Origin of the sequence: Streptomyces sp. NPDC057474 (assembly GCF_042802555.1) — a bacterium.
GTDB lineage: Bacteria > Actinomycetota > Actinomycetes > Streptomycetales > Streptomycetaceae > Streptomyces.
Window position 1 is genome coordinate 1 of sequence record NZ_JBHVDX010000460.1, and the last position, 2588, is coordinate 2588.

A 2588-nucleotide genomic window follows, 5' to 3' on the forward strand; every position below is an offset into this window, starting at 1 on the left:
ACGCGAAGCAGTCCGCGCCCGCCTCGTCCGGGAGTACGAGGACACCCTCCTCAACCCCTACACCGCAGCCGAACGCGGCTACGTCGACGCCGTCATCACCCCCTCCAAAACCCGCCGCCACCTCATCCGCGGCCTGCGTCAACTCCGCACCAAACGCGAAACCCTCCCCCCGAAGAAGCACGGAAACATCCCCCTCTAGCCCTGCTGGGAGCCGACATGACCATCAAGGTCGTACGGGGCAATCCGACCCCCGAGGAGCTGGCCGCCGCACTGGCGGTGGTCCGGGCCCGCGCCGCGGCGGCAGCCACCGAGCCGCCCGGCGCGCCCGCCCCCCGCGACTCCTGGTCCGACCCGTCCCGCATCGCCGCCCACCGCCTGCCGGCCCCGGGCCCCACCACCTGGAGCCGCACCTACTGGCCCGGCTGAGCGGAACCACCCCTACCAACTTGAGTACGCGTACTCAGGCGCCCGACCCCCCGAGCGACGCACCATCGCACCATGCTCTGGTCCGACCCTGAGAACGAGCCGCCGAAGGAACTGCGCGACACGCAGGCCATGCTTCGGCGGCTCAGCATCCTCATGGCCATAGCCATGCTCCTGGCCATGCTCGTCCTGGGCATCCTCTGACCGACGTCCGGATCCGGGCGGGGGCGCTTACCGGCACGCACAGGGCGCCGTCGCGCCCACCCGTACCACCCCCCCAGCGTCACAGCTCCCCTGAGCCGGGTACGGCTGCTGGAACAGCTCCCAGGACGGCGGCACGGCCCCCGACCGACCACCGGCCCGCCCGCGCCCTCAAAGGGGCGCGGGGAACTGCGCGAGCAACCACAGCGGACAGGACCCCGCCCACGGCGCAGCAGCACCCCCACGACGAACAGGCGCCCACCGCACCGGTCCCGGCCGTCCGAAAGCCCGGGCCACGCAGCCGAAACCGGCCGACCGCCGGAGGCAATACCCTGACCCCATGACCGCCCCGCACCCCCGCCGCCTCGTGCTCGCCTCCCAGTCCCCCGCCCGGCTCAACCTGCTGCGCCAGGCCGGCCTCGCCCCCGAGGTGATCGTCAGCGGCGTCGACGAGGACGCCGTGACCGCCCCCACCCCCGCCGACCTCGCCCTCGCCCTCGCCGAGGCCAAGGCCTCCGTCGTGGCCGCGAAGCCCGAGGTCAAGGGCGCCCTGGTCATCGGCTGCGACTCGGTCCTCGACCTCGACGGCGAAGCCCTCGGCAAGCCCGCCGACGCCGAGGAGGCCACCGCCCGCTGGAAGTCGATGCGCGGCCGCGCCGGCACGCTCCAGACCGGCCACTGCGTCTACGACACCGTCACCGGCCGCTACACCTCCGCGACGGCCTCCACGGTCGTCCACTTCGGCGACCCCACCGACGAGGAGATCGCCGCGTACGTCGCCTCCGGCGAGCCCCTCCACGTGGCGGGCGCGTTCACCCTCGACGGCCGCTCGGCCCCGTTCATCGACGGCATCGAGGGCGACAACGGCAACGTCATCGGCATCAGCCTGCCCCTGCTCCGCCGCCTGCTGGCCCAACTGGGCGTAGGCATCACAGAGCTGTGGACGCCCCGCGAGAAGTGACCCGAGGTCTCACGAAGCACTCGATGCCGGAGGAACAGCCGGAGCAGCCCGCTCCGGCCCACCCGTACCGCGCCCACCCGCGCCACCAGACCCACCTGGCACCGCGTCGGCAACCCCGTCCTGCCGGTCGTACGTCATCAGCGTGAGCAGCACGAGCCCCAGCACCACCATCATGAACGCGAACGCGCCCCACCCGACCAGCCCCACGGTGACCGCCCCGAGCAGCCCGTGCACGACGGCCACACTGATGAGCAGGATCTTCCCGAGCCCGGCGGCGGGCCGGTTGCGCAGCGCGACGAGCAGGGCGACCACGCCGCAGAAGACGAAGTAGAGGCCGAACAGGACACCTCCGGCCTTCGTGGAGACGGACATCGCGTCCGGATCCAGCCCGGCGAGCGACATCTTCTGCCGGTCGACGACCGTGCCGAGGAACCACTGCAGCCCGGCGATCCCGAGCCCTTCCACGAACAGCACGATCGCCGTGACCACCGCCACCGGTCTGCGGATCACCGGCCCCACCCACTTCCACTCTCGTCCTGCTGCTCTCAGCGCCTCGCGCACCCACGTCGTTACCCCAGGTAGGTGTAGGAGAACATCGCGAACGCTACTAACGGGTAAACCCCGGGACAAGGGTTCTCGCGAGAGCAAAGAATCGTTGGGCCATTAGTAGGGACTCCACAAAGAAACCCAACCGGCCGCAGCACGGCCGCACAGAGACCTTGACCACATCGGAGGGCTAGGGTTTCCGCGTGGAGTCCTGCGCAATGCTGTGCGACAAGGGATTTCGCGGGTCGAGCGAGCCTCGTTTCACGCTCCGTGTGGGCAAGCTCACCATTGTGGACGGGTCGAAACGCCGTGTCGGCAGTCCCTAAACTCGGCTTGTTTCAAGGAGAGGGAGCCATCGTGCGCAAGGTGTTGATCGCCAACCGAGGCGAAATCGCTGTCCGCGTCGCCCGGGCGTGCCGGGACGCCGGGATCGCGAGCGTGGCCGTGTACGCCGATC

Annotated in this window: 6 protein-coding genes; 5 read left to right on the top strand and 1 reads right to left on the bottom strand. The window is 70.7% G+C overall.

Translation table 11 applies throughout. The annotated features are described in order from the left end of the window. The 4 genes from ACFU53_RS47640 to ACFU53_RS47655 form a co-directional block, all read left to right on the top strand. Positions 1–199: carboxyl transferase domain-containing protein (locus ACFU53_RS47640; protein WP_384006814.1), on the top strand; the 199-nt coding region annotated here is incomplete at its 5' end. Positions 200–216: 17 nt separating this feature from the next. Beyond that, a complete protein-coding gene (locus ACFU53_RS47645; protein ID WP_184904269.1) occupies positions 217–426 on the top strand; it encodes an acyl-CoA carboxylase epsilon subunit in 210 nt (69 codons plus the stop codon). Positions 427–498: 72 nt separating this feature from the next. Beyond that, the gene (gene mmpB / locus ACFU53_RS47650; protein ID WP_384006818.1) at positions 499–627 is read left to right on the top strand and encodes a morphogenic membrane protein MmpB; all 129 of its coding nucleotides are present in this window, start codon (positions 499–501) and stop codon (positions 625–627) included. Between the two features lie 337 nt (positions 628–964). Then, positions 965–1585: a Maf family protein gene (locus tag ACFU53_RS47655; RefSeq protein WP_384006821.1), complete on the top strand. Its 621-nt coding sequence runs from the start codon at positions 965–967 to the stop codon at positions 1583–1585. A 9-nt stretch (positions 1586–1594) separates the two neighbouring features. Here the strand turns inward: ACFU53_RS47655 and ACFU53_RS47660 are convergent, their stop codons facing one another. Then, positions 1595–2095: a hypothetical protein gene (locus ACFU53_RS47660; RefSeq protein WP_384006824.1), complete on the bottom strand. Its 501-nt coding sequence runs from the start codon at positions 2093–2095 to the stop codon at positions 1595–1597. 393 nt (positions 2096–2488) lie between these two features. Here ACFU53_RS47660 and ACFU53_RS47665 point away from each other — a divergent pair. Beyond that, a partial coding sequence (locus ACFU53_RS47665; RefSeq protein WP_157847070.1) for a biotin carboxylase N-terminal domain-containing protein occupies positions 2489–2588 on the top strand: 100 nt, incomplete at its 3' end.